Consider the following 21,018-nt stretch of genomic DNA (forward strand, 5'->3'; position numbering starts at 1 on the left):
TTTTATTCATTCATCGACGCAACGTCGCATGTCTTCCTCTTCTTCCAGTAATTTCCTGAACTCACATATGCCTCTGTAAGCTCCTATAATGCGTTATAGGACGCTCTACTTTTAGAGCATTCTGCCCTACAGACCCCAACTCTTGCACACCTAGAAGCCGTCTTATACGAGCTTCCAAACTGCATTGTCTGGCATATCTAAGCTCTACACACCACTCACCATACATCAATGGAGAAAACTCTATGTCCGTTCAGAACAAACGTGCTGGCACGTTGAGAATCCTGACTTGCCGTGTTTGCAATAAGCAGTTTGCACGCAGAAAGGTTCAGGCCGTTTGCTGCCATGACTGCCACCTGATTTACAAAGAAGACAAAATCAAATCCCTAGCCGACCTTGAAGGAGCTATTAGCAATGACATCCAAGAACACCACAACTGCCGTTAAGAAGACACACCGCCGTACATGCAAGAACGTAGAGTGCAAAGCCAAGTTCAGCACTACAGACAGCCGCAAAACCTTCTGCACCAGAGAGTGCAAAGATAATTCCAGCAACACTGTCAAACGTTCCAAGACATACGAAATCCCAAAGACAAACCACTTCTTCATCTACATCACAAAGGAAGTGATTCGCTCCGGCACTCTCCACGTCCTGGACCCGCTGAGGAACTCCGTAGAAGCCCTACAAGCCCTGTATGAAGTCGTTAAAGGTCGTATGGTGGCTAATGTCCTTTCTGGTACAGAGTTGTTCAACGTGGCTCACATCGCCCCAAGCAAGCATGAATATGTGCTGGGCATGCTCAGTGCTGAAAACCTAATGATTGCTCCCGCATCTTTGAACAAACGCCACGCCAACACCCACGCTAACAAAGCTGGCGTCTTCATGTACCGTGCAGACATGGAAATCAAGAACACAATCCTCTCTGATGACAAAGATGTTCTAGATCAAATCATTGATTACATCGGCCTAGACACCATCATTGCTTTCTGCAAGAAGTCCAAGCTGACCCACTCCCAACGTCAAGCGGCTATCAAGAAACTGACTGGTCTTGTAGATGTTAACAACCAAGATCACGCGCAGTTCATCGCCCTGCTATCTGACACCAATGCCAAGACTCCACAGCTTGTTGCTGCAATCGAAGCCATCAATGGTGCTAAGGAATTCAAAGCCATGATGAAAGGACAGCGCCTGTCTGAGAGTGCAATGCTGATCAAAGAGCTAATCCGTCATGCTGAATTCCGTTGTGAACTAGAAGACTATGCAGCGATTGCACGCAAGTACACCCGTAGCAACTTCGCACACGTCGGCTTGAGCATTGATGCACAGAAGACTCTCTTCAACCTCCTACACGGCTACCTAGAGCCTGAAATGGAGAATGAAGTGGATTGCCTTATGTACGAACTGAGAGCGCCTGTGAGAGCTACTGAGGAGCTTGCAAGAGAAGCTGTAGTGCGTAGTCAAGAAATGTCTGAGAGACGTGCTGCCAAGCTTGAAATTGAGACTCTAGAGAAGGCCAAGCACATTGCCTACTTGAAGACTCCATCTGTTCAGTACGATAGTGCTGAGTTTGAGGCTATCCATTTCTACTCTACTGACTTCTGCCTGATTCCGTACATGGCTCACCCTACCTTGAACACCACCAAGGAACGTTATGCACCAGAATCCGGCTCTATGCTTCTTTACGGTGATATTGCGTTTTAACTCCTGCCAACAATCTGTGCCAAGGGCTGTCCTTTCGAGGATGGCCCTTTTTGTTTACTCGCAATCTACGTGCAAGACATTTTCAAATAGCACCCTCTAGGTGCTCTTATTTCTATTCCGAGATTGAAGGTGTAATCCTCTCTAGCCCTTGTGGCATAAGGGTTCCAGCCACTTAGGTCGTGCAAAACCAAGAGCGAGTAACAACACTTCAAGTAGTAACTCCGTGAACGTCAGTTCACAGTGGGACACTCCCCCGGCCTACAGCCAGACCAATTTATTAAAATAGTTCTTGACAGAGTTCAGCCTTCTTAAGACACTCCGTGTCAACGGAGTGGCTACACTCCAACTGGAATTGTGACCTGACATACTGTCAGACGATTACGCACTGTCAGACGTACATTGATAAATACAACAATCAACACAAATCAAAGCTCTTGCTCTTGATTGTCCGTAGGACAGAGTGTTCTTCCTTTACTGGTTTACCGTGTCGGTTACGACACAGTGTTACACCCCCCAAGAACGTCAGTTCTTTTGGTATTGGTTGTTATGTTTTGTTTTATCTGGTTGTAACACTTCAAGAGTGTCAGCTTGAACGGACGTTCAGAGTAATTAACCTTGAAGTGCGAACTGACGTTCGGTTTGCTGAACAATCAGCCAATACCAATACAAAATAACCTTCCAAAACATGACTGAAACTGAGGTTTTAGTCACATCCCCCTAGAGCTGTCCGCCCTTCTCCTGCACCATCGAGCAACGTCCTCCAGAACACTCAACGCACTCCCAAGCACCTCAAGCCCTGTATATCAAGGCTTCCAGCCATGTGTGAATGTTTTGTTTTCAGGCTTTGTGCCACTTGAGCGTCACGCTACACAGGGGCCAGCATCAAGCAAACCGCTTTCTCTCTCGCCAAATTTCAAAAATTGGCAATTCCACAACCAACCACAAGCAGTCGCTTGCACATCCTTGCGATTTTGTCAATGCTTTTTCTCTTGCTCGTTGAAATTTTCTGTGCGAAGGTTTCTCCACACAAACTGGAGAGACAGCATGACCAACTACAACGAAGACGATTTGAAAACCGCACTCACTGCCATTGCCAATGGAACCCTGACTCAGTGCAAAGAGAAGTTTTCGACTTCAAACGGCCTCTACCAAGATCTCTACAAAGAACGATTCATCACCGGGGCGAATTGTTCGACCATGGACAGCTTTGTACTTGATGGCGTGTCGCTCACCCGGAAAGGCCAACTTTGCTTGGAGTCATTCGCCACTGCCTGACAGCTCCACTGTGTGCAATAGATCAGGGTCTAGGGCACACATTCATTGCATACAGGATCAGCCGAAAATCCGTGTGCTTTAGGCTTGACTCAGATAATGCACACAGGCACAATGCACACATCTAGAGGCAAAAGCACACAGAGGCCCTGACATGACCAACATCGCCTACATCCGAGTTTCGACAGTTGATCAGAACACTGATCGTCAACTTGACGGCATGACATTCGACAAGACGTTCACTGACAAGCAGTCAGGCTCTAACGCAAACCGTCCTCAGTTGATCGCCATGATTGATTGGGCACGTGCAGGAGATGTCGTTCATGTGCATTCGATTGACCGTTTGGCCCGCTCTATGGTTGACCTGCTCAAGATCGTTGCTGAACTGAACGCCAAGGGTGTGCATGTCAAGTTCCACAAAGAAGACATGAAGTTCACTGGCGAAGACTCGCCTATGCAGAAACTCATGCTGAACATGATGGGCAGCTTTGCCCAGTTTGAACAGGAAGTGATGAAGGAGCGCCAGCGTGAAGGCATCGCCAAGGCCAAGGAGAAAGGTGTCTACAAAGGTCGAGTGAAAACAGTTGATGATGCTGCAATCCTGGCCCTGCTGAATGCTGGTAAGTCTGTTCGTGCTGTCGCAATGGAGTTGGACATAAATCCATCCACTGTCCAGCGTGCAAAGAAAGCAGCAACCTACGTGCAGGCATTTTCAAACACCCCCGTCTAGGAGGGTGTAAATCTATTCCTAGATGAGAGCACAACTCACCTGTAAGCTACGTCTTACAAGGGCTCCAACCCACACCCGCTTGCAAATTGTCAGTGCGAACAGCCTTACAAGGTGCGTCAATCGTCCGCCTGTTGCTCTCTCAGACTGCCACAGCAGGTACATCCTACAGACGGGCGTCAGGTTAATTTAGAATTACGAACGGTTCTCATTAGGCCGGTTGCACTTGATTGAATAGCTCTCGCTTGAAACCCACTTTCCAAATTTATATTTTCCAAGCCAAACTCCAAGACAATCAACAAGTGCTCACCTCTCGCGGCGCGGGATTTGGGTTTTGGTGCAGAAATGGCCTTGCAGCTATTCGAGCTATGTTTCTTCTTTCGCACCTTCAAGTTTAATACTTTCCTTCACTAGTAGTGCGTACTCAATCAATGTAGTGAAGAGACCACCCATCTCATCGTGACACGCCCCAGTAAGGGCACCCGGCCCGTCTTCTACAGGTAACTCAAGAAGATCAACCAGCTTGGCTCCCCGGTGTGGAATAAAGTATGACTCAACGTAAGAACGCACACCCTTCATGCTCACACCGTCCAACTCTTTCTGTATCAACCCCATCAAACTATTAAAATCATTGCAATATCCGCCTTCATGCACAATCAAGTGTCTTAGCTTCTCAATCAGAACAAATTGAACTCGGTAGTGATTTCCTTTTCTCGCTTCGTACTCGCGGAAATGTGCGGATCGTTCCCGAAGTGCCTTGAGCTGTAGGAATGGTGTTCCACTGCTTTTACGGCGTGGGTTGTAATAGTGGTTCAGGTCTGTTGACCCATCATACTTCCAGCCATCAGGCCGCACCCATAGGCTACTGCCTCTTACTCCACAGTCCGCATAAACTCTCTCAATAAAATCTTCAAACGCTTCGTATGCCTCTGCCAAAAGCCATTGATACGTTTTTAGCTTGTGAAGTGTGTTAAGTTCAAGCTGGTCGTCAAGCTTGTACGTCTTGGTTGTGATGGTGGTTTCCACCGCCGTCGATGGGGAAGAATATCTTACATAGTACGCTGGCCCATGTTTTTCTCGGTTGATCCAGTCGGGAAGCTGTTCATGGTGTTCGATTAGTCTGGTTTCGTGGTGTTGAAAGATTTTTGCAGTTTCTCTTTTGTACACGTCAGCGTTGATGATTTTTTCAAGGAGTTTATCAAACTCTTCTTGTACAAATGTCTTGCTGGTCATTCGTCACCTATTGTTCTGTTGACGTTGCGTCAAAATCCTTGCTGACTTGCTCATAATCACCCACACCTATATGCAGTTGGTGTGGAAACACTAACATTAGAAGAACGTCCAGCCCCTAACATTATGGAACCTGAGATAGTCCTTGAGCTGGTCTTCCAAGGCTAGTATATCCTTCTCCATAACACGGAAAGCTTCTACAGACTTTTCATAAAGGGCTCTAACAAGATCGTTTTTAGTCAAAGGGTCCAACTTGGACTCGTGCTGAGTCAAGATAACACCACCTGCCTTTTGTATCCGACTTAGCGTTTCATGAACCCCATCCTTCTCATCAAAGAGGAACCTTGATTCCCTGCACGCCTGTGTCAGCTTATTAAACTTATCTTTAATGCCACCTTTGGAACTGGTGCAGGCGCACTGATAAAGCTCCAACGCTGCTACATAAACACCAAACCTTTTGTTGTACAAATCAAGCTTAGTCTTAGCACTCGCAATCTTCATCTGTGACCATGCAACAGTTAGTGCAATCAATCCGACAACAGCACCAACAACACTTACAATCACCGTAACTTGTGAAGTTGAATCTGGAAGCTTTTCCGCCACCTTAGCAGCATGCTCTAGCACTATCACAAGGTTTCCATCCGCCATAACAGCCCCACTCCCCAACATCCCAACAAGTGCAGCCGCCATCAATCTTGTTTTCATTGTGCATCCTTTCCTTTTGGGAACCCTTTCACTGTGGCCTTTGCCAGCATTGTAGCCAACCTGGCCTTGATCTTATCCGCCGCACCTGTTGCATCCTTCATAGGCTTACGTTCTACGCCTAGACGATGAATTGGCAGCTTCATCATCTTTCCTTCAGGTGTAACAACCTTATGTACATCCTCAGCACGTCCCCAACCTTCATACCTGTATGTGCCTGACTCACTAACAACTGTAGAATCCTGATTGCAAACAATCCTATAACCAACAGACTGAAGCATTGCGTTAGCTTTAGCAGGATCAAGGTTAAACTTTACGACATCAACAATTTTGTCATAGGTTGAGACAGCAGAGTGTGCCAACCCTGCCTTCTCAGTCTCCAACGCTAAACGTTGAGCTTTTAAACCCCTAACCAATACAAGAATCTCTTCAGCATCATCGCCTAACTCAACAAGGGCGTGTGCAGCACGGGCAAGCTTCTTGTTAAGCTCCACCACCTCACCATCAATCTCAACTTCACGCTTTTGTGAAGCTGACAACACTTGACCCTGCAAGGCTCTCAGAGCGCCTCCACTAAACGATAGCGAGTAAACAAGGGCAATGACAGGCTCAGGAATAGAGCGACTATTATCACACGCTGTAGAGCCTCTACGGGCACGACTAGAACATTCCATAACAGACAATCCAGTCGCCTGATAATGTTTAGTGTTGAAATTCTTCCCACACTCACCACACACCACCAATCCCGTATACTTGTGTTTGGTTGGCGCTCCCCTTGGGGAGAATTTTTCTTCCATTCGTTTCTGTACACGATAGAACAATTCAGGCTCAACAACTTTAGGATACACACCAGCAATTCCTTGCCACTCACCTAACACAGTACGGTTTGTCATCCAACGCTTTACAGTGCTGGGTGCCATTCTTACAAAACAAGAATGAGCATTACCACCGTTCTCCAAGATACGTTCATAGATTCGACGTTCGCCCAATCCTGCTGCATAGTCTTCAAATGCCTGTTTGACGAATGGTGCAATGTCTTCTTTCAACTTGCCGTCTGATGTCAACCACACAGGTGTGTTACGTTTTGGCGTCTCCCCTTTTACAGCCTTCTCGTTACGGCTCTTATAGCTGGCCTTCATTCGCTCACTCAAAGCTTGCGAGTAGTTGAAAGCGGCCTGCACCTTACCCGCAAGAATATAAACGTTGCCGCCTTGCAGAGACTCACTTGTGTAAACAGCTTTGTCATCCAGAGTGATGATGGTGACGCCCTTTAACAGAATGCCTGTCAGGATGTGCAGCATCATGGCTGGTTCCATCCGCCCTGCCCGGTCGATAGCTTCAACTAGTACAACGTCCCCGGCGCCAATACCGCCCTTCTCGATTGCCTCCAGCAGCTTGCCAAACCCATTCTTGAGGTGCTTCCCGCTACGGCCAGAGATACCCAAGTCTTTGAACGTCAGCTCACGATTCAGGGTGTAAGTGGGGTTGGCTTCAGCCCATTCATCCAACATGGCTTGCTGACGCTCTAGGCTGCTACCCTTGAGCTGCTTACCGGTTGAGAAGCGAATGTATGAGTAGGCGTTGTTCACGATTACCTCTGTATCTATTGGGCTTACGGCCTATGGATTGGAGTCTATCACTCTTCTACACATTGCCGCTTCTTTCACCCAACCTGTGTACTACGAGTTCAAGGACCTGAAGGTGCCGACCCTGCTGCTGATCGGTACATCCGACATCACGGCCATCAGCAGCGACATCGCACCGCCCGAGGTCAAGGCGAAACTCGGTCATTACGACGTCCTCGGCAAGCAGGTGGCGAAACTGATTCCCCGGTCGACACTGGTCGAATTCCCCGGCATGGGCCACGCGCCGCAAATGGAAGAACCGGCGCAATTCCACCAGGCCCTGCTCGCCTGGCTGAACAAAACCAACCCCGTTCATTGATGAGGTAAGGCTGATGGCAGTGCAGATTGCGGTGATTGATGACTGGCAAGACGTGGCCCGTGACGTGGTGGACTGGTCGGTGCTGGACGACATCGGCCCGGTGAGCTTCATCCACGACTTCCCTGCCGACAACGAAACCCTGGCGGCCCGGTTGGGCGAGTTCGAGGTGATCTGCGTGATGCGCGAACGCACCCGGTTCGATGAGGACCTGCTGCGGCGCTTACCGAAACTCAAGCTGCTGGTCACCGGCAGCATGCGCAACGCCGCCCTGGACCTGAAAGCCGCCGCCGCGCTGGGCATTCAGGTCTGTGGCACCGACAGTTACAAGCACGCCGCGCCGGAACTGACCTGGGCGCTGATCATGGCGGCGACCCGCAACCTGGTGGTCGAAGCCAACGCCCTGCGCGCCGGTTTATGGCAGCAAAGCCTGGGTGGCGACCTGCACGGCAAGACCCTGGCCATTCTCGGTCTGGGCAGCATTGGCACTCGCGTTGCCCAGTTCGGTCAGGTGTTCGGCATGCGGGTGATTGCCTGGAGCGAGAACCTGACTGCCGAACGCGCAGCCGAAGTCGGCGTGACCTACGTCAGCAAGCAGGAACTGTTCGAACAGGCCGATGTGCTGTCGGTCCATCTGGTGCTCAGCGATCGCAGCCGAGGCTTGGTGGACGCCCAGGCGCTGGACTGGATGAAACCCTCAGCACTGCTGGTCAACACGGCCCGTGGTCCGATTGTCGATGAGGCCGCGTTGATCAAGGCGTTGCAGAAACGGCGACTGGCCGGCGCTGCGCTAGATGTCTTCGAGCAGGAACCCTTGCCGCCTCATCATCCGTTCAGAACCCTGGACAATGTGCTGGCCACGCCCCACGTCGGGTATGTCAGCCAGCAGAACTATCACCAATTCTTTTCGCAGATGATCGAGGACATTCAGGCCTGGTCTGCAGGAGAACCGATTCGGTTGTTGGGCTAACCGCCCTTCACCGCCACAAACGCTGCCGTCTCATAGGGTACCGTGACTACGTCTCTGCCACGCAGATCAGGCTCCGCCGCAATCAGCGCCCTGATCTGCTCATCCACCTTCGCCCGCTCCACCGCCGGTAATGCCGCCACAAAACTGGTGGAGCGCACGCGGTTGAAAATCACATCTTCCGGCGAACCTGTATGCCCATGGCTGAAACGCTGTTCTGCCAGCGGTCCGAACGCCACATGCGGAAACGCCTGCCGCCAGGCCCCGGTGTAATAGCGCGGCGTATCGCCCTCCAGCGCATTGACGATCGCATCCAGTTTCGGCACCCAGCTCACCCGGGAATCACGCAGGTTCCACACCAGTCCCAGCTTGCCGCCGGGTTTGAGTACACGGGCAATTTCGGTCAGCGCTTCGGTGCTGGCGAACCAGTGAAAGGCCTGGGCGCAGATCACCACGTCCACCGACGCATCCGGTAGCGGCAGGTCCATGGCGGTGCCGCTGACGGCCAGCACTTCGGGAAAGGCTTCGGACAATTTCTCGAGCATCTGCGCCACCGGCTCCACCGCGATCACTTGCGCACCGGTCGCCACTAGCCGACCGGTGAACTTGCCAGTGCCGGCGCCCAGATCAACCACGGCTTTGTCCGCGTTCAAACCAAGGGTGCCCGTCAACCAATCGGCCACTTGCGGCGGATAGTCCGGACGACCGCGAACGTAGGTCTCGGCACCGGTTTTATAGCCGGCGGCCGCCGAGTGATGGACCTGATCTTTCATGGCAGTGCTCCAGATCGACAACGAATGCTGTCGAGCATAGCGCCTCGATTTGAGCTTTCCTTGCACAGACCGCCAGAAAGAAATGAATAATTGTTCACCCTGTGGTGTTCACCTTTCACCGACCATGAGAATTGCCCATGACTATCCGCTTAGCTGTTTTTACCGTCCCGCTGTTGCTCGCTGCCGCGTTTTCCAGTTCGGTCGCATTCGCCAACGGCGATGACGAAGAACCGGCCAAACCCAACTGCCCAAAAGGCCAGGTCTGGGACAGCAAGCAGCAAAAATGCCTCAAGCAAACCAGCAGCCTGGTACCGGACGCCGACCGCACCGATTACGCTTATCGCCTGGCCAAGGACGGTCGCTACGAAGAAGCCTTGTCCCTGCTCGACACCCTCAAACAGCCAAACACCGCCAAGGCGTTGAACTATCGCGGCTACGCTACACGTAAACTGGGGCGCACCGACGAAGGCATCGGCTATTACCTGCAATCGGTGAAACTTGATCCGCACTACGCGCAAGTTCGCGAATACCTCGGCGAAGCGTATGTGGTCAAAGGTCGACTGGATCTGGCGCAGGAGCAGTTGCAGCAGATCAAAACCATCTGCGGCAGCACCACCTGCGAGGAATACCAGGACCTGGCCGAAGCCATCAATGATTCATCGAAAACCTGACACACCGAGCAGACGGAGGTCGCCATCGCCAGCGATCAGGCAATACGGGCGGAACTGGGCCAGCACCTGGCGCGTTTATGGCGCTACGGCCTGCTGTTGTCCCGGCAACGGCATGTCGCCGAAGACCTGGTGCAGGCGACCTGTGTGCGGGCACTCGAGCGAGCCGGGCAGTTTGTCCCGGGCAGCCGCATGGATCGCTGGTTGCTGAGTATTCTGCACTCGATCTGGCTCAACGAAGTTCGCTCCCGAAGAGTGCGTCATGGACAGGGGCTGGTGGATGCCGACAACGCCTTGTCGTTCGATGGTGAATACGCGGCGCAAACCCATGTCCTCGCGGCGCAGGTGATCCGGCGCGTTGATGCCCTGCCCGAAGCCCAGCGGGAAACGGTGTTTCTCGCCTATGTCGAAGGTTTGTCCTACCGCGAAGTGGCCGACGTGCTGGACGTGCCCATCGGTACCGTCATGAGTCGCCTGGCCGCTGCACGCGCGAAACTGGCCGAGTACCCGCCATTGCACACCGTGCCGAACCCTTCCACTGGAGAACGTCGATGAACGATCACGCACGCCCGACGACACCCTCGGATGAGCAACTGGTGGCCTACCTCGACAACCAGCTCGACAGCGAACAGCGCACCCGCATCGACGCAGCCATCCTTGAATACCCAACGCTCAACCTGCGCCTGCAGTGGCTGGCCCGCAGCAGCCTGCCGTTCAAGGAGGCCTACGATGAATTGGGCCGACAGGCGCCCGTGGACCGCTTGCAATCGATGCTCGACACCCTGCCTTCACCTGAACGCCCGGCCATGAATCGGCGCTGGTTTCTCGCGGCGGCCGCCGGGTTGGTGGTGAGTGGTGTGCTGGCGGATCGGCTGTTCCTCGGTTGGCAGTTGAGCCAGCAGAAGGAAAACTGGCGCGGGCTGGTGGCCGAGTACATGTCGCTTTACGTGCCGCAAACCCTGGACCACTTGGCCACTGACGAAGCCGCTCAGCGGGCGCAACTGCGGACCATCGATGCACGTCTTGGCCTGAATCTTGTGCCGGCGAAACTGGCCCTGCCACGGTCCGAGTTCAAGCGCGCGCAAATCCTCGAGTACGACGGCGTCGCCATTGCCCAAATCACCTACCTGGACCCGGCGCACGGCCCCATGGCACTGTGCGTCACCCGCTCCAACAGCGGCAGTCGGCATTTCGCCCAGGAGCGCCGGTACGGGATGAACATTGTCTATTGGGCTGACATGCAACATGCCTGGATGCTGATTGGGCATAACCCGGTGGCGGATCTGGAGGACATGGCGAAATTGTTGAGAAGTCGGCTGAGCGCGTGATCCAGTTTGTCACTATGCTGAGTGTCTCAATTCCAAGGAGGAACCTACCCATGCCGATTTCTTCACGCACAGCCTTACTGGTCATCGACGTACAGAACGACTTCATCCCCGGCGGCCAGTTGCCGGTACCCGAAGGTGACCTGATCGTCCCGCTGATCAACCGCCTCGGCGCCCGGTTCACCCAAGTCATCATCGCCCAGGACTGGCACCCGGCCGGACATGCGTCCTTCGCCTCCAGCCACCCGGGCCACGCACCTTACGACGTGATTCAACTGCCTTACGGCAAACAGACGCTCTGGCCGGACCATTGCGTGCGGGCCACGCCCGGTGCCGAGTTGCACAAGGATCTGGACTTGCCCCAGGCCCAACTGATCATCCGCAAGGGCTGCAACCCGGACATCGACAGTTACTCGGCGTTTCTGGAGGCCGACCGAACGACCACCACAGGTTTGGCCGGGTACCTGAAGGAGCGCGGTGTCGACACGGTTTATCTGGTGGGGCTGGCACTCGATTTCTGTGTGATGTTCTCTGCCCTGGATGCGCGGGCAGCAGGGTTCAACGCGTTTGTGGTGATGGATGCGTGTCGGGCGATTGATCTGGACGGCTCACTGGCCGCGGCGATCGAGCGGATGCAGGTGGCTGGGGTTGGGTTGATTTCAGCGGAGGAAGTGCCGGGTTAAGTCTCTGTAGCAGCTGCCGAGCCTGCGAGGCTGCGGCTACACTGAGTGCGTCAGGCTGAGGTGGGCAACCACAAACGAAACCGTGCCCCACCCAGCGGCGACGCTTCAACGGTCAGCGTACCGCCCTGCGCTTCCAGCGCCCGCCGACTGATCGCCAGCCCCAGACCAAACCCGCCAGTGGCCCGATCCCGACTGCGATCCAGCCGATAGAACGGTTCGAAAATCCGCTCACGCTCCTCATCCGGAATGCCGATCCCGTCATCGTCCACCCAGATTTCCGCCCCCTTGGCACACACCCGCACACCAATCTGAATGCGTTTTTCGCAGTAGCGCATTGCATTGCGCAGCAGGTTCTGAATAGCGCGGGCAGTCAGCCTTGGGTCGAGGGCGAAGCGTTCAAGTTGTCCGTGCAGGAGCACATCGATAACGATGTCCGGGGATTCCAATTCTTCGTCAACGCTGCCGAGGATGCTGTCGATAAACTCATCCAGCGACACCTCGACCCGCTCCGGCAGCCGCGCCGGGTTTTGCAGGCGGCTGTAGGACAACAGTTCCAGCACCAGCTCGTCGAGTTCGCGAATGTGCGCGACCAGACCTTGCAGACGCTCGCGACTGGCTACGGGTAAATCGTCGGACAGCGCCAGCGCCAGGCCGAAATCCAGTCGTGTCAGGGGCGTGCGCAATTCGTGAGAGACGGCATTGAGCAGGTCGCGCTGCTGGTTGAGCAGGTTCTCGATATCGCCGGCCATGGTGTCGAAGACGTTGGCCAGGCTACCGATGTTGGAGCTTTTGGAAATCTGTGTGCGCTCGCTCAAGTGACCCTTGCCGAAACGTTCAGCCGTACCCTTGAGGCGTTCCAGGTCGCGCCAGTGCGGGCGCAGCCACAGCAACAGGCAGGCGAGCATCGTTGCGCCGATCAGCACGTTGATGCTCCAGTACAACAGGCTGACGTCCATCGGGTCCGGCGGCACGACCATCTCCACCACCGTCCGCTCGTTCAGCGGCGACACCGCCAGGGTGCGCCAGCCCCAGTCGCCAATGCGCACGACGTTCTCGCCACGCTGCAGACGTTTGCGCTCATCAGGGGTGAAATCGGCATCGTCGTTACCGGTCAGGACGATGTGCAGCGGCTGGAATTCCTTGTCCATCTCCGCGGCCAGTGCCGGCCATTGCTCCGGGGGCACAGCGTGAAACTGTTTGACGATGAGGGTTTGCAGCCCGCGCGAGTAATCGAGGTTGTAGGTGACAAAGCGCTCCTGGAAGACCTTGATCACCAGATCCGGCACCAGATAGATCGCCGCGCTGTACGAAACGATGGTCACCAGATACAGGCGAAACAGGATTCTGAACATCGCCTCAGCATTCCCACTCGGAACGGCTGAACAGGTAACCCTTGCCCCACACGGTCTTGATCTTGCGCGCCTCGCCAGCGTGGTCGTCGAACTTGCGCCGCAGCTTGGAGATCGCCACGTCCACCGAGCGATCGGTGCCATTGAACTCGATGCCGCGCAGGCGTTGCAGAATCTGGTCGCGGCTGAGCACTTCGCCGGCATGTCGAGCGAGCACCACCAGCAGGTTGTATTCGCCGCTGGAGAGCTCGACCAATTGCTCGCGCCAGGTCACGGTGCGTTCGGACAGGTCGATGCACAGATTGCCCATCAGAATGCGGTCGTTGGCCGTCTGCGGTTCGGTGAGGCTGCTGCGCCGCAACAAAGTCCGCACCCGGGCCAGCAACACCCGCGGTTCACAGGGCTTGGTGACGTAGTCGTCGGCGCCCATTTCCAGGCCCAGCACCTGATCGTGACTGTCGTCGCGGGCGGTGAGCATCAGGATCGGCAACGTGGCCGAATCGGCGCGCAGCAAGCGGCAGACTTGCAGGCCATCGAGCCCCGGCAGCATCAGGTCGAGGACCACCAGATCCGGCGGATTGACCCGCGCACGCTCGCGCACATGGTCACCACGGCTGATCACGCTGACGCTATAGCCGTTGCGTTCCAGGTAACTGGCAATCAATTCGGAGAGCGCGGTGTCGTCTTCGACCAGGAGGATGTTGGGCATGGGGTGTTTCCAAAAAGTGCGGTGGCGACTGTCAGGGCCTCTTCGCGGGCAAGCCCGCTCCCACAGTGGTCGGTGGTGTTCACAAAATCTGTGTCCACATCAGATCCCTGTGGGAGCGGGCTTGCCCGCGATAGCGGTACATCTGTCGCAATAGAAATCAAGTCGCCAAGGATATACGCCCTCACCCATGCCTGAGTAAAACCCTTACACAATTTCACACAGCGCCTACAAAGCTTCACCGCTACCCTCGTCGCCTCCCCGTAGGATGCTGGGGGTCATTATTGGGGTATTACATGTCAAAGAATCTGCTTGCCAGGCTCAGCCTGATTGCACTGGCGGTGACGCTGAGCGCTTGTGACAAGGCCTCGACGGCCGAAGAACAGGCGCCTCTGGCCACGGTTCGCATCGAAACCATCCAAGCCAGCCCCCTGTCGATCACCAGTGAACTGAGCGGGCGGATTGCCGCGCCACGCATTGCCGAAGTCCGCGCCCGGGTTGCCGGGGTGGTGTTGCAACGGGCGTTCCGCGAAGGCAGTGATGTGAAAAAAGGCGAAGTGTTGTTCCGTATCGACCCGGCGCCGTTCAAGGCTGACCTGGACAGTGCCGAAGCGGCGCTGCGCAAGGCTGAAGCCAATGCGTTCCAGGCGCGCCTGCAAGAGCAGCGTTACGCGCAGTTGATCGAAGGCAATGCCATCAGCGGCCAGGATTATGACAACGCCCGGGCCAGTGCCCGGCAAACCGCTGCCGACGTCGCCGCGAACAAAGCCGCCGTCGAACGGGCGAAACTCAACCTGGGTTACGCCACCGTCACAGCCCCGATTTCCGGGCGCATCGGCCGTGCGTTGGTGACCGAAGGCGCACTGGTCGGGCAGAACGAAACCACACCGCTGGCATTGATTCAGCAACTGAACCCGATTCACGCCGACCTCACTCAATCGACCCGCGAACTCAACGACCTGCGCCGGGCGTTCCGTTCCGGCCAGTTGCAGCAGGTCGGTCAGGACCAGGCCAAAGCCACGCTGATCCAGGACAACGGCAGTCTCTATCCGTTGCCGGGCAAGTTGCTGTTCGCCGACATCACCGTCGACCCGGGCACCGGTCAGATCATTCTGCGCAGCGAATTCCCCAACCCGGACCTCGACTTGCTGCCGGGCAGCTTCGTGCGCGTGCGTCTGGAGCAAGCGGTCATTCAGCAAGGCATCAGCGTGCCGCAACGGGCCATCCAGCGTGACAGCGCCGGCATCGCCCAAGTGCTGTTGCTCGACGCCGAACAGCGGGTCGGCCAGCAACCGGTCGAACTGGGCGCCGTGCAGAACGATCGCTGGATCGTCATCGGCGGCCTCAAGCCCGGCGACCGCATCGTCACCGAAGGCCTGCAGCACGCTCGTCCCGGCGAAAAAGTGCAGATCGACGACACCCCTCTTCCACTTGCCCAGGCTTCTGGTCAGTAAGCAGGACGCTTCTTTATGCCGCAGTTCTTTATCGATCGCCCGGTGTTCGCCTGGGTGGTTGCCCTGTTCATCCTGTTGGCCGGCGCCCTGGCCATTCCACAGTTGCCGGTGGCGCAATACCCCAACGTAGCGCCGCCGAAAGTCGAAATCTACGCCGTGTACCCCGGCGCTTCGGCGCAAACCGTGGACGAAAGCGTGGTCAGCCTGATCGAGGAAGAACTCAACGGTGCGGACCATCTGCTGTATTTCGAATCCCAGAGCAGCCTCGGCAGTGCCACCATCACCGCGACGTTCCAGCCGGGCACTGACCCGGAAATGGCCCAGGTCGATGTGCAAAACCGCCTGAAAGTGGTCGAGTCGCGTCTGCCTCAAGCAGTGACGCAGCAGGGTTTGCAGGTGGAGAAAGTTTCCGCCGGTTTCCTGCTGCTGATTACCCTCACCTCCAGCGACGGCAAGCTCGACGACGTGGCGCTCAGCGATTACCTGGCGCGCAACGTGATGAATGAGATCAAGCGCCTGGACGGCGTCGGCAAGGCGCAGCTGTACGGTGCCGAACGGGCGATGCGGATCTGGATCGACCCGCAAAAGCTGATCGGTTTCAACCTGACCCCGGCTGACGTCAACGCCGCCATCGTCGCGCAGAACGCGCAAGTGTCGGCGGGCAGCATCGGCGACCTACCGACCCGCACCACTCAGGAAATCACCGCGACCATTCTGGTCAAAGGTCAGTTGTCGACGCCGGAAGAGTTCGCCGACATCGTCCTTAAAGCCAATCCGGACGGCTCAACTGTGCGCATTAAAGACGTTGCGCGCGTCGAGATCGGCAGTCAGGAGTATCAGTTCTCCACCCGCCTTAACGGCAAACCGTCGACCGCCGTCAGTGTGCAGTTGGCACCGGGCGCCAATGCCTTGAGCACTGCCACGTTGGTGCGGGCGAAGATGGACGAACTGGCGCGCTACTTCCCGGCTGGCGTGGAATACAAGATCCCGTATGACACCTCGCCCTTCGTCAAAGTCTCGATCACCAAAGTGGTTTACACCCTCGGCGAGGCGATGTTGCTGGTGTTTGCGGTGATGTTCCTGTTCCTGCAAAACATCCGCTACACGCTGATTCCGACCCTGGTGGTGCCGGTAGCGCTGATGGGCACCTTTGCGACCATGTTGGCGCTGGGGTTCTCCATCAACGTGCTGACCATGTTCGGCATGGTGCTGGCGATCGGCATCCTGGTGGATGACGCGATTGTGGTGGTGGAAAACGTTGAACGGATCATGGCCACCGAAGGCCTGTCGCCCAAAGAGGCAACGCGCAAGGCGATGAAGCAGATCACCGGGGCGATCATCGGCATCACGCTGGTGCTGGTCGCGGTGTTCATTCCAATGGCGTTCATGCAGGGGTCGGTCGGGGTGATTTACCGGCAATTCTCGCTGTCCATGGCCACTTCGATTCTGTTCTCGGCGTTCCTCGCCCTGACCTTGACCCCGGCGTTGTGCGCGACGCTGCTCAAGCCGATTGCCAAGGGCGAACATCACGAGAAGCGCGGGTTCTTCGGCTGGTTCAACCGGCGTTTCGAGCAACTGACCGAGCGTTATCAGGGCTGGGTCGCCTATGCGTTGAAACGCTCTGGCCGTTACCTGCTGATCTACGGCGTGCTGCTGATCGGATTAGGCGTGTGCTTCAGTCGACTGCCCTCCTCGTTCCTGCCGGTGGAGGATCAGGGTTACACCATCACCGACATTCAACTGCCGCCGGGTGCGAGCAAGAACCGCACAGTGCAGGTGGTTGAGCAAATCGAAGCGCACAACGCTACTGAACCCGGCGTTGGCGACAGCACGGTAATTCTTGGTTTCAGCTTCTCCGGCAGCGGCCAGAACGCGGCGTTGGCGTTTACCACGCTCAAGGACTGGTCTGATCGGGGTAGCGACGACTCGGCCAGCTCCATTGCCGATCGCGCCAACATCGCGCTGAGCCAGATCAAGGACGCCGTAGCCTTTGCGGTACTGCCGCCGCCGGTTGACGGCCTTGGTACCTCCAGCGGTTTCGAGTTCCGCTTGCAGGACCGCGGCGGCCTCGGCCATGCCACGCTGATGCAGGCGCGTAGTGAATTGCTGGCTGCCGCCGAGAAAAGTCCGATCCTGATGAACGTGCGCGAAAGCGCCCTGGCCGAAGCGCCGCAGGTGCAACTAGAAGTCGACCGCAAACAGGCCAACGCGCTGGGCGTTTCCTTCGCCGACATTGGCAATGTGCTGTCCACCGCCGTCGGTTCGGCCTACATCAACGACTTCCCCAATCAGGGGCGGATGCAGCGAGTGGTGGTTCAGGCTGAAGGCGATCAGCGCAGTCAGGTCGCCGATCTGCTGAAGATTCACGTGCGCAACAACGCAGGGAAAATGGTGCCGCTGTCAGCCTTCGTCCAGGCCAAATGGACTCAGGGCCCGGCGCAATTGACTCGCTACAACGGCTACCCGGCGATCAGCATTTCCGGTGAACCGTCGCCCGGTTACAGCACCGGCGAAGCCATGGCGGAAATCGAACGGCTGGTGGCGCAAGGGCCGGCGGGATTGGGCCAGGAATGGACCGGGTTATCGTTGCAGGAACGGTTGTCCGGCAGTCAGGCGCCGATCCTGCTCGGGCTGTCGCTATTGATCGTGTTTCTGTGTCTGGCCGCGTTGTATGAGAGCTGGTCGATTCCGACTTCGGTGCTGCTGGTGGTGCCGCTCGGCGTGCTCGGCGCGGTACTGGCCGTGACTTTTCGCGGAATGCCCAACGACGTGTTCTTCAAGGTCGGGCTGATCACCATCATCGGGCTGTCGGCGAAGAACGCGATCCTGATCATCGAATTCGCCAAGAGCCTGTACGACGAAGGCCATGACCTGATCGACGCCACCCTGCAAGCCGCACGCCTGCGACTGCGGCCGATTGTGATGACGTCGATGGCGTTCATTCTCGGCGTGGTGCCGCTGGCGATTGCCACCGGTGCCAGTTCGGCGAGCCAGCAAGCCATCGGCACCGGGGTAATTGGCGGGATGATCACCGCCACGCTGGCGGTGGTGTTTGTGCCGGTGTTTTTTGTGGTGGTGATGAAACTGGTAAAAAAACGCCACGGATGAAGATCGTTCCCACGCTCTGCGTGGGAATGCCTCAAGGGACGCTCTGCGTCCCCTAGCAGCAGGTGACGCGGAGCGTCACGGGCTGCATTCCCACGCAGAGCGTGGGAACGATCATGTTCGGCTTCAGGACTGTGGTCACAACGAACTGCGCTGGGCTAAGGTGTTTGCAAAGCCCTGACGTATCGAGTTCACATGCCCTTCCTCGCCCGCACCCACCCTCGCCTCTCCTCCGCCGCCGCGCTTGGCATTGCCGTGGGCATTCTGACTCCAGCCGACTCGATCATCAGCAAAATCCTCTTCGGCTGGAACGCCGGGGTCTGGACTTACCTGGTCCTGATGCTCTGGCTCACCGCGCGCTCCAAAGCTCCGGATGTGAAGCGCATCGCCGAGGTCGAAGACGAAAACGCCGGGCTGGTGCTGTTTGTTGTATGCATCGCCGCGGTGGCGAGCCTGGCGACCATCGCCTTTGAACTGGCCGGCAGCAGGGACCTGGAAACGACCCGCAAGCTGTTGCACTACGGCTTTACTGCATTGACCGTGATCGGTTCATGGCTGCTGATCGGGGTGATTTTCAGCGTGCACTACGCCCGCCTGTTCTACACCTGGGGCGGCAAAGACCCGGCACTGCGTTTTGCTGAAGGTCTGACAACGCCCAATTACTGGGACTTCCTGTACTTCTCGTTCACCATCAGTGCGGCGGTCCAGACGTCCGATGTTGGCGTGGCGACGCGTGATTTGCGCAAGATTGTCCTGGCGCAGTCGCTGATCGGCTTTCTGTTCAACACGGCCATTCTCGGTTTCTCGATCAACATCGCGGCGGGACTGTTCAACTGATCCCTGCACAAACGTTCTAGTCATCACGCTCGGCGCGGGCGTTAAATAAGTCGGCTATCCGTCTCACAGGTGCAGCATGACGACTCACAACTGGATCGACCTGGCCCAGGACGCCGACACCGGCATCGAGACCCTGCGCGCGCATTTCGAAGGCCATGCCTATGACCCGCACTGGCATGACAGCTATCTGGTGGGCGTCACCGAACAAGGGGTTCAGCAGTTTCACTGTCGGCGGGCAAAGCACCAAAGCACGCCGGGCAAGGTGTTTCTGCTCGAGCCGGGTGACATCCACGACGGTGAAGCGCCAACCGAAGACGGTTTCACCTACCGCATGCTGTACCTCGACCCGCAGTGGCTGAAACGTGAACTCAGTGCAGTCTTCGAAAATGCCCCCGACAACAGTCAATTGAGTTTCGCCAACACCCTGGCCAGCGACTCGCGACTCGCCCACGCCACCAGCCTGGCGTTTCAAACCCTGCATCACGGCGAACTGAAAATCGTCCGCCAGACCGCCCTCGACGGTTTGCTCGAACGCCTGACCAGTCACCTGCACTGGCGCGCCCGCTATGGCGAGGATCCGCGCCTGCCGCTGGTGGCGCAGAAGGCTCGGGAATACCTGCACGCCAACGCTCAATACGATATCGGCCTCGACCAACTGGCCGCCGCAACGGGCGTTGATCGCTTCCGCCTGACCCGCGCCTTCAAGGCCGCTTATGGTATGGCACCCCACGCCTACCTCGTGCAATTGCGTCTGGCCACCGCCCGGCGAATGCTGGCCCGTGGCGAGCAACCGGCGACGGTGGCGATGGAGCTGGGGTTTGCCGATCAGAGTCACCTGGGCCGCTGGTTTGTCCGGGCTTATGGTTTGACGCCAGCACTGTATCGCAAGCGCTGCTCAAATCTTCCAGACGCATGACCCGGACTTTGTGAGGATCGGCTCCTGAGATCATTCACGGAGTCCGCTGCCATGTTGTCCACCTTTCCCACGCTGCTGCCATTTTTGCTGTTCGCTTTCGTCGCCTCCATTACGCCGGGGCCGACAAACATACTGGTGCTGAGCAAGAGCGCGAGGTACGGTTTCAAAGCCGCATTGCCGATCATTTTTGGCGCCTGTGCCAGTGCGGCATTGATTGTGTTGTTAGTAGGCAGCGGTGTTGGTCAATCGCTTGCCGGACTACCACGGGTGCAATCGCTGATGCAATGGAGCGGGATCGCCTGGCTTAGTTACTTGGCCTGGCAAATATTCCATACACCGGTCACGACCTTCGATGTTGATGAAGGACACAAGCAAAGGTTTGGATTATGGGCGGCCGCTGGCTTACAACTGGTCAATCCCAAGACCTGGATGATGGCATTTGCCGTGGTCGGTGTATTTGCCGGATCCGGCGATAATCATCAGCTTCAAATTGTCTGCCTGTCGCTGGCGTTTTTCCTGGTCTCGCTGCCGTGTCTGGGTGTTTGGGCATTGCTGGGAAAGGGAGCAACCAGATGGTTTGGCTCGGCAAAAGCCATCCAGCGTTTTAATCAGGTAATGGCACTGCTGCTACTGGGTTCTGCCTGGCTCACGTTGACTTGACGTAC

General features: G+C 56.3%; 19 protein-coding genes and 1 pseudogene. 14 read left to right on the forward strand and 6 right to left on the reverse strand.

Annotated features, from left to right (window positions below):
- Positions 1–411: 411 nt before the first annotated feature.
- From ACMXYI_RS23050 to ACMXYI_RS23060, 3 genes are all read left to right on the forward strand, one after another.
- Entirely contained in the window at positions 412–1,698 is a 1,287-nt protein-coding gene (locus ACMXYI_RS23050) for a hypothetical protein (RefSeq protein WP_415769227.1), read from the forward strand.
- 1,044 nt (positions 1,699–2,742) lie between these two features.
- Positions 2,743–2,973 (forward strand): hypothetical protein, encoded by a 231-nt coding sequence (locus ACMXYI_RS23055; RefSeq protein ID WP_415769228.1) that lies wholly within the window; start codon positions 2,743–2,745, stop codon positions 2,971–2,973.
- A gap of 151 nt (positions 2,974–3,124) precedes the next feature.
- On the forward strand, positions 3,125–3,700 hold the full coding sequence (locus ACMXYI_RS23060) for a recombinase family protein (protein ID WP_415769229.1): 576 nt from the start codon (positions 3,125–3,127) through the stop codon (positions 3,698–3,700).
- A 363-nt stretch (positions 3,701–4,063) separates the two neighbouring features.
- Here the strand turns inward: ACMXYI_RS23060 and ACMXYI_RS23065 are convergent, their stop codons facing one another.
- From ACMXYI_RS23065 to ACMXYI_RS23075, 3 genes are all read right to left on the reverse strand, one after another.
- Entirely contained in the window at positions 4,064–4,930 is an 867-nt protein-coding gene (locus ACMXYI_RS23065; protein WP_415769230.1) for a hypothetical protein, read from the reverse strand.
- Positions 4,931–5,026: 96 nt separating this feature from the next.
- Entirely contained in the window at positions 5,027–5,632 is a 606-nt protein-coding gene (locus tag ACMXYI_RS23070; protein WP_415769231.1) for a hypothetical protein, read from the reverse strand.
- Positions 5,629–7,218, reverse strand: a complete 1,590-nt coding sequence (locus tag ACMXYI_RS23075; RefSeq protein ID WP_415769232.1) for a recombinase family protein — start codon at positions 7,216–7,218, stop codon at positions 5,629–5,631. The genes ACMXYI_RS23070 and ACMXYI_RS23075 overlap by 4 nt, the downstream gene beginning before the upstream one ends.
- Positions 7,219–7,291: 73 nt before the next feature.
- Here ACMXYI_RS23075 and ACMXYI_RS23080 point away from each other — a divergent pair.
- Positions 7,292–7,573 (forward strand): annotated as a pseudogene (locus ACMXYI_RS23080) (alpha/beta fold hydrolase); the annotation flags it as partial.
- 13 nt (positions 7,574–7,586) lie between these two features.
- The gene (locus tag ACMXYI_RS23085; RefSeq protein ID WP_415769233.1) at positions 7,587–8,540 is read left to right on the forward strand and encodes a D-2-hydroxyacid dehydrogenase family protein; all 954 of its coding nucleotides are present in this window, start codon (positions 7,587–7,589) and stop codon (positions 8,538–8,540) included.
- Here the strand turns inward: ACMXYI_RS23085 and ACMXYI_RS23090 are convergent.
- Positions 8,537–9,310, reverse strand: coding sequence for a class I SAM-dependent methyltransferase (locus tag ACMXYI_RS23090; RefSeq protein ID WP_415769234.1), 774 nt, complete (start codon positions 9,308–9,310; stop codon positions 8,537–8,539). The genes ACMXYI_RS23085 and ACMXYI_RS23090 overlap by 4 nt on opposite strands.
- A gap of 137 nt (positions 9,311–9,447) precedes the next feature.
- Here ACMXYI_RS23090 and ACMXYI_RS23095 point away from each other — a divergent pair, with 137 nt between their 5' ends.
- From ACMXYI_RS23095 to pncA, 4 genes are read left to right on the forward strand one after another with little or no spacing between them, the layout of a single operon-like run.
- Complete coding sequence (locus ACMXYI_RS23095; protein WP_415769235.1) at positions 9,448–9,981, forward strand: tetratricopeptide repeat protein; 534 nt, start codon at positions 9,448–9,450, stop codon at positions 9,979–9,981.
- Between the two features lie 54 nt (positions 9,982–10,035).
- The gene (locus tag ACMXYI_RS23100; protein ID WP_415773956.1) at positions 10,036–10,533 is read left to right on the forward strand and encodes a sigma-70 family RNA polymerase sigma factor; all 498 of its coding nucleotides are present in this window, start codon (positions 10,036–10,038) and stop codon (positions 10,531–10,533) included.
- Complete coding sequence (locus ACMXYI_RS23105) at positions 10,530–11,306, forward strand: anti-sigma factor family protein (protein ID WP_415769236.1); 777 nt, start codon at positions 10,530–10,532, stop codon at positions 11,304–11,306. Before ACMXYI_RS23100 ends, ACMXYI_RS23105 begins: the two co-directional genes overlap by 4 nt.
- A 50-nt stretch (positions 11,307–11,356) precedes the next feature.
- Entirely contained in the window at positions 11,357–11,986 is a 630-nt protein-coding gene (pncA, locus tag ACMXYI_RS23110) for a bifunctional nicotinamidase/pyrazinamidase (protein ID WP_415769237.1), read from the forward strand.
- 50 nt (positions 11,987–12,036) lie between these two features.
- On the opposite strand, the gene ACMXYI_RS23115 is transcribed toward pncA, so the two are convergent.
- Positions 12,037–13,338, reverse strand: a complete 1,302-nt coding sequence (locus ACMXYI_RS23115; RefSeq protein WP_415769238.1) for an ATP-binding protein — start codon at positions 13,336–13,338, stop codon at positions 12,037–12,039.
- Positions 13,339–13,342: 4 nt separating this feature from the next.
- Entirely contained in the window at positions 13,343–14,044 is a 702-nt protein-coding gene (locus tag ACMXYI_RS23120) for a response regulator (protein ID WP_415769239.1), read from the reverse strand.
- A 293-nt stretch (positions 14,045–14,337) separates the two neighbouring features.
- Between ACMXYI_RS23120 and ACMXYI_RS23125 the strand changes: the two genes are divergently transcribed.
- The 5 genes from ACMXYI_RS23125 to ACMXYI_RS23145 all read left to right on the forward strand — a co-directional run bounded on the left by ACMXYI_RS23125 (position 14,338) and on the right by ACMXYI_RS23145 (position 21,013).
- Entirely contained in the window at positions 14,338–15,495 is a 1,158-nt protein-coding gene (locus tag ACMXYI_RS23125) for an efflux RND transporter periplasmic adaptor subunit (protein WP_415769240.1), read from the forward strand.
- Between the two features lie 15 nt (positions 15,496–15,510).
- Positions 15,511–18,603: a multidrug efflux RND transporter permease subunit gene (locus ACMXYI_RS23130; RefSeq protein WP_415769241.1), complete on the forward strand. Its 3,093-nt coding sequence runs from the start codon at positions 15,511–15,513 to the stop codon at positions 18,601–18,603.
- A 192-nt stretch (positions 18,604–18,795) separates the two neighbouring features.
- Positions 18,796–19,437, forward strand: coding sequence for a DUF1345 domain-containing protein (locus tag ACMXYI_RS23135; protein WP_415769242.1), 642 nt, complete (start codon positions 18,796–18,798; stop codon positions 19,435–19,437).
- Positions 19,438–19,513: 76 nt separating this feature from the next.
- Entirely contained in the window at positions 19,514–20,353 is an 840-nt protein-coding gene (locus ACMXYI_RS23140) for an AraC family transcriptional regulator (protein ID WP_415769243.1), read from the forward strand.
- 51 nt (positions 20,354–20,404) lie between these two features.
- Positions 20,405–21,013 (forward strand): LysE family translocator, encoded by a 609-nt coding sequence (locus tag ACMXYI_RS23145; RefSeq protein WP_415769244.1) that lies wholly within the window; start codon positions 20,405–20,407, stop codon positions 21,011–21,013.
- Positions 21,014–21,018: the final 5 nt, after the last annotated feature.

It is taken from the genome of Pseudomonas lyxosi, assembly GCF_047758685.1.
Classification (GTDB): domain Bacteria; phylum Pseudomonadota; class Gammaproteobacteria; order Pseudomonadales; family Pseudomonadaceae; genus Aquipseudomonas; species Aquipseudomonas lyxosi.